Source organism: uncultured Campylobacter sp. (assembly GCF_938030815.1).
Taxonomy (GTDB): domain Bacteria; phylum Campylobacterota; class Campylobacteria; order Campylobacterales; family Campylobacteraceae; genus Campylobacter_B.
Map to the genome: position 1 here is coordinate 1 of NZ_CALHII010000107.1, position 6,332 is coordinate 6,332.

Genomic DNA, 6,332 nt, shown 5'->3' on the forward strand with positions numbered 1-6,332 from the left:
CGATTCCATTTGAGTCTACTCCATTCCAATCCTGTTGAGTTCATTCCATTCCATTCCATTCGAGTCCATTCCAATCCATTACATTCCATCTCTGTTTAATAACGGATAAATTTAGAGCTGAAAATTGAGATAAATTCGCGAAGTACGTGGCTAAAAGCGTGAAAGATAAAATTTAAAGATGGAATTTTAAAAGAATTCGGCGAGAGAGGGAGGGAATCGAACCCCCCGGAAAACGGTCAACCGCCCTCCTATCGGATTTGAAGTCCGCAGACGCCACCAGGTCGCCATCCTCTCCAAATGCGGGAATTATAGCGAGATAAAATTTATTTAGCTTTAAAGAGGCTAAATTTTAATCCCTTTCGGCTCATTATTAGCGAAGGTAGGATTATGAGCGCGCCCAAAAGCAGCAGGCTCATCACCAAACATATCAGTAGCCCGAAGTAGATCGTAGGCCAGAAATTACTCATCATCATCACGCTGAATCCCAAAATGATCGCAAACGACGTATAATACATCGCGTATCCGATACTTGCGTGGCTCGCGCGGATCGCCGCAGCCTCGTCGCCGCTGCGCGTAAACTCCCGCTTGTAGCGATAGATATAGTGGATGACGTCGTCAACGCCTATACCGATGCTAATCGCCGCTATCGTGATACTCATAATATCCAGTGGAATGCCCGCAACCCCCATAATGCCGAAGCAGGCGCAAAGCGGGATTAAATTTACGACGATCGCGATAAGCGCGTATGAAAAGGAGCGAAAGATGATCACGAAAAGCACGAAAAGCACGAGCACGGTGATACCCAGGGTGTCTATCTGCGAGCTCATCAGGCTTTGAAGCATATTGTTATAAAGCACCATTATGCCGCTGATCTGCACCGTGACGTTATCCTTAGCGAGCAGGGAGTCCAGATCGCGCTTAAGATCGGCTAGGAATTGCGCTCTGCGAAGATTCGGATCGCTATCTATCGTGCGGATGCTAAAGTGCGCCTCGTTCGCTTCGATATTTACAAAGGGCGAAAGCACCAATTCGCGGTAGTTTGCGGGCATTTCAGAGTAGATTAGAGCAAGGCTCAGATCGTCCAGATCGCGCCCCTGATTAATCTGCTTGCCGAGCTTTAAAAGCGATGCGAGCGAGCTTACGTTGCCGATAAACTCGTGCCCGGCGACGTTTTTGTCCTTCAAAAAATCATCTATTTTGCTGATGATACGCATCTTTTCGGAAGTGAACCAATACTGCGGCTTGTTTTCGTTAGCGGCGTACTCGGCTTCGAAATCGCCAAAATCGTCGCTCGCGGTGGAATTTTGCTCTAAATTTGCGGCGTGGATTTGATCCGAATTTGCGGCGTCGCTTGGTTGTGTTGCCGCAGCGGAACCTTGGGGCATAGAATTTTCTGCAATAGAATTTTGCACCGCCGCGGTAGAATTCTGAGTGGCGGAATTTTGCGCGATAGAATTTTGCCGAGTAGAATTTGCCGCAAAATTTCGCCCAAACCTAGAAAGATTAATATCTATTTTAACTGCAAAGTGCTAAATTTAACGCTAAATTTTAATCCGAGGTAAGCTTTGAACTACTTAATCCAATTTAGTGTGATTTTAGGAATATCTTTTGTTGCGGAGATTTTGGCGGCACTCGTGCCTGTGCCAATTCCCGCTAGCATCTATGGGCTAGTCATTATGCTTTTAGCCCTGATCTTCAAACTCATCAAAGTATCGCAGATCAGAGAAACCGTGTCGTTTTTTATGCAGATTATGCCGGTGATCTTCATCCCAGCGGGTGCTGCGATCATCATCGCAGGCGACGCGCTACGTCAGCATCTTTTCGCAATCATCGCGATTACGGCGGTCTCTACAGTAGTAGTCATCGGTGCAAGTGGCGCGGTAACGCAAATTTTTTATAAAATCGCCCTCGCCCGCGTTAAGCGCAGGCTTTACGCAGCCGCGCACGAACAAGACGGCATGAATACAAAGGACGTAGATGCAAAGCTGGAGCGCGAAATTCTATCCGGAGATGATAAAAAATGAGAGAAATTTTAATGAACTCCGCTTTTTTCGGCGTGTTTTTGTGCCTGGGCTCGTTTGAGCTGGGGCTTTATCTAAAAAAGCGCTTTAAGCTAACTATTTTCAATCCGCTTCTAATCGGTATCGTGCTTACCGTCTGCGTGCTTTTACTCTTTAAAATTCCATACGAAAAATTTAACGCCAGCGCCTCGCACATTAGCTTTTTCTTAACGCCTATTACCGTCTGTCTAGCCGTGCCGCTATACGAGCAGCTGGCGCTTTTGCGAAGTAATTTTTTAGCTATTTTTGCAGGACTGATTTCGGGTATGATCGCAGGGCTAGGCAGCATCTACGCGATGTCCGTGATATTTGGGCTAAATCACACAATGTATGTCACGCTACTACCAAAATCCGTCACGGCGCCGATCGGTATGGGTATCAGCGAAAGCTTAGGCGGCATCGTGACGCTAACGGTGGCCTGCATCATCGCTACGGGCATCATCGGTAGCGTATTTGGCGAGGCGCTACTTAAAATTTTTGGCATCAAAAAGGCGATGGCAAAAGGTATCGCCCTAGGCTGCGCGAGCCATGCGATGGGAACGGCGCGCGCTCTTGAGATCGGTGACGTAGAGGGCGCGATGGCGTCTTTAGCAATGGCGGTTACGGGACTTCTTACCGTCATCGGTGCCGGTATATTTGCACATTTCATCTAAGGAGAAAATATGATAATCTCGATCGCTAGACAAACGGGCGCAGGCGGGCGCGAAACCGCGCGCAAACTAGCCGAGCGCTTAGGCTACACCTATCTAGCCAAGGCGGATCTGCTTCGCAAAGCAGACGAGCTTGGCTGCTTCGAGCAGATGTATGAGTTCTACAACGAAATGCCCGTAAATACGCTACTTCAGGCAATCTCGCACAACGAGCTAGCCAATGAGCAGAAGCGCGATCGCATCGTAGCAATCTACGAAAAGATCGTCTCGGGCGGCAACGTTATAGTGCTTGGACGCTGCGCGGGATTTTTCTTGCGCGGACATCCGGATCTGCTGACGGTATTTTTACGTGCGAGCGATGAGTTTAAGCTCGCCAGATTAGAAAAAGAGGGCCATACCGACGCGCGCGAGTATATGGAAAACAGCGATGCAGGCAGGATGAGCTTTCATCAATACTACACCAACCAAGTCTGGGGCGCGTCCGCAAACTACAATATCTGCATTGATACGTCGTATTGTGGCATCGATAATGCGGTAAATATCATCGAGTATCTGGTCAAACATCACATTGAAAAGTGATTTACGCCTAAGCGCACAAAAGTGGAATTCATCTTTTCAAAGATGAATTCCACTTTATCTCGCAAACCCACCCTACTTCTATTGTAATTTAAAATTTACATCTCTTTTCAGCTTAGATTTCATTTGTAAATGACGCATTTAGCTGTATTACAAAGCCTCTCGTTCAATGCGACATAAATTCTAAACCGCGCTTTATCGCCACAAAACAGTAAAATTTAGCTAAAATTTGACGAAATTTAAATCCAAATTTAAGGAGATAAAATGCAAATCAAAGCCCATCTATGCCCAAAATGCGGCGAAAACACGATCTACTTCGACGGCATCTGCCACTCGTGCAGCCAAAGGCAGAGGCGGGATGAAATTTTAAACCTAAACGCGGACGAAGTAGAGGCGATAATCCTAAAAATAGCGGGCCGAATCGACGAGATCGAAAAATGGGATGAGATTTGCAATGATTTTTGGGCGCTTTTTAGCCTGCTAGATATCCACGATCCAAGGATCGCGCGAGCTGCGGCGGCAAAGGAGATCTACTATCCGCCAGAGCTCTACTTCGGTGCGCCAGAGGATGTAAAAGACGCACTCATAACAAAACTAAACTCGCTAGAAGATAACTCCAAAAACGTGCTAAATCACCTTCTTTGCGCGCTTGCGTGGCAGGGTGGTGAGCAGACGACCGAGCTCTTTTACGAGCTGTATAAAAACCCGAGGCCGTGGCGCAAAAAGCTCTACGTAGGCACAGATTTTTACGCGAAAATCGGCGGATGGGCGTTTGACGAGACGGGCGAGCGAAAATCGCTCGTTTTTGATAAGTGCCTCGCGGTAGTGCGCGCGCGAGACGGCGCGGAGAAAAACAATGGCTGCGCTAGCGAGCGCGGAGATGAAAGCGGCGGCGCGCGAAGCAAAAACGCGAGCGGCATGAGTGAAATTTTAAATTTCAAAGGCGGCGCAAATTTCAAATCAGACGCGCAAAAAGACGCTAGTAGCGGTTTAAATTTAAGCGAAAATGCAAAGGATGCCTACTGCGAAGGCACAGACCAAAATGCGGATGAGCCCGTACGTATCGGCAGGTCTACGGGGCAAAAGTGCGAGTTTTGCGGCTGCGAGATACTCGATATGCTGCGCCTAAAGGCAACTGATCCGCGGCTTGCATTTTTAAATTTAAAGCACGACGCGATCTTTCGTTGTTGCTCGACCTGCGTCGGTTCGGTAATATATTTTTGCAAATGCGGCGCGGACGGCGAGCCGCAGATGCACTGCGAGGGCGAAGGGATGGAGAAAAGCTACTTTTCGCAGCAGGATATGGCGCGGCTAAGCTGTATGAAATTTAAGCTAAGCGGCGAGGTTTCGCCATTTTACGGCTGCTTTAGCGAGCTTGACGTGACCGTGGGCGGCTATCCGCAGTGGGTGCAGGATGCCGCGTATCTGAGCTGCCCTAGCTGCGGCGGGACGATGAAGCATCTAGCGCAGATCCCATTCGGCGAGCTGGTGCAGGGCGAAGGGGTCATATACGTGCAGATCTGCGAGAAATGCGAGGTTTTGGGCGGTTGCTTTCAGTGCACGTGAGAGCGGGGTTTTTAAAATTTGAATCCCGAGCCTGCGCAAAAAATTAAGCTATAATTGCGTTTAAATTTAATTAAAGGAGAGATTATGGGGTTATTCGGTTTGGGCAAAAAGGCTGAGAAAGCACAAATCCCAAGCACTTTTGCGGGCAGAGTGGATAAATTTTGGGCGGAATTTAGCGGCGTGATAGACGAGATCAAGGCCGATTTGGCGGCGAAGGAGTTTGAAAAGGCGATGCAAAAGACCGACGAAAAGCTTCGCATCTGCCTTGCCGAGCCTTATTTTATGACGGGGCTTGCGGGCGATAAGCTAGATCTGGCGCTAACTCCCGAGGGTATGAGGCACCGATTATTTTGGCTAAGCTTTATCAAAAACGCTATGCCCAAGCAGCTCGAGTCCAAGATGCGCTGCACGCTCGGAAAGCCGCGCGCGCCGCAAGGTATCGGCGGACTTGAGATGTACGGTACGCGCGTAAACGCTGAGGAATCGATGATCTACGCTCAGTTCAACGAAAGCGATGTGGATATTAAAATTTACAACGAAAACCTAGCGGCTTTGCTCGCGCAGGACGAGGGTAAGGCCTATAACCTTAGCTTTATCCTGCTTGACAATATGATCGGCGAAACGGCGATCATAAATACGCTAGGCGAGCTTGAGGTGCTGGCCGGGCCTGAGGAAAACGGCGTGCCGCTAAGCGAATTTGCCGATCTGATCGATGAAAAATTCGGCGAAAAAGCCGCGCGCGAACCGCTGAAGAATTTTTTCAGCTACGAGATGGAGCCGCGCGGTAGCGAGGTGCGCGAGGACGTGATCGTGGGCACCACCTGCCTAACGGCCATCGTAAATCAGTACCTAAACGGCGAGCGCGACATCTACAACGAAGCCTTCGAGCTCGGTATCAAATTTTGCTTTCTTAGCATTGATAACGGCGGCGACGTGCAGGAGGGCTTTGATCTGCGAAACAAGATCGAGGACGAGGAGCTAGAAAGCTGCAGCTCATTTCTAGAGATAATCGGCGGCGCAACCGGACAGAGACACGCATACATCGATCTAATTTGCTATGACGAGGAAAGGCTAAAAGAAAAGGTAAGCGAGCTTTGCAAAAAATACGGCGCAAATATCGAAATCCACGACTTTAAGCGGTAGCGACTTTGGTTTTTACCGCTACTAAAATTTGCGACTTAGACGGTAATGGACTCTGTTTTTTGCGGCAGATAAATTTGAAATTTTGCGCTATCGCAGAAAATAAATTTTAAAATTCTACGCCGCGTAAAATAAATTTAAAATTTGCCGCGCCGCACGCTTTTCGTTCGGTTTTACCATTTCGCCGACACGCGGTAAAATTGAGCGAGCCGTGAGCTTGCAATATAAATTTTGGCGATTTAGCAGTAAATTTTAGTAAAATTTGCGAGGTTTGCAGCGCAAATTTGCAGCGATAAAATTTTGCGTTGGCTTCGGCGCAAAGCGCACCGATTAAGAAACT

The 6,332-nt window shown here is 48.3% G+C and carries 6 protein-coding genes; 5 read left to right on the top strand and 1 reads right to left on the bottom strand.

Annotation, left to right across the window (positions count from 1 at the left end; translation table 11 throughout):
- Positions 1-323: 323 nt before the first annotated feature.
- On the bottom strand, positions 324-1,385 hold the full coding sequence (locus Q0277_RS03760) for an MMPL family transporter (protein ID WP_297995774.1): 1,062 nt from the start codon (positions 1,383-1,385) through the stop codon (positions 324-326).
- Positions 1,386-1,565: 180 nt separating this feature from the next.
- Between Q0277_RS03760 and Q0277_RS03765 the strand changes: the two genes are divergently transcribed.
- The 5 genes from Q0277_RS03765 (at position 1,566) to Q0277_RS03785 (ending at position 5,995) form a co-directional block, all read left to right on the top strand.
- Positions 1,566-2,024 carry a CidA/LrgA family protein gene (locus Q0277_RS03765; protein WP_297941677.1) on the top strand — a complete coding sequence of 153 codons (459 nt, stop codon included), beginning with the start codon at positions 1,566-1,568 and terminating at the stop codon, positions 2,022-2,024.
- A complete protein-coding gene (locus Q0277_RS03770) occupies positions 2,021-2,713 on the top strand; it encodes an LrgB family protein (protein ID WP_005873245.1) in 693 nt (230 codons plus the stop codon). Before Q0277_RS03765 ends, Q0277_RS03770 begins: the two co-directional genes overlap by 4 nt.
- Positions 2,714-2,722: 9 nt before the next feature.
- A complete protein-coding gene (locus tag Q0277_RS03775; RefSeq protein ID WP_005873246.1) occupies positions 2,723-3,289 on the top strand; it encodes a cytidylate kinase-like family protein in 567 nt (188 codons plus the stop codon).
- Between the two features lie 267 nt (positions 3,290-3,556).
- Positions 3,557-4,852, top strand: a complete 1,296-nt coding sequence (locus Q0277_RS03780; RefSeq protein WP_297995778.1) for a cytochrome C — start codon at positions 3,557-3,559, stop codon at positions 4,850-4,852.
- A gap of 84 nt (positions 4,853-4,936) precedes the next feature.
- Entirely contained in the window at positions 4,937-5,995 is a 1,059-nt protein-coding gene (locus Q0277_RS03785; RefSeq protein WP_297995776.1) for a hypothetical protein, read from the top strand.
- Positions 5,996-6,332: the final 337 nt, after the last annotated feature.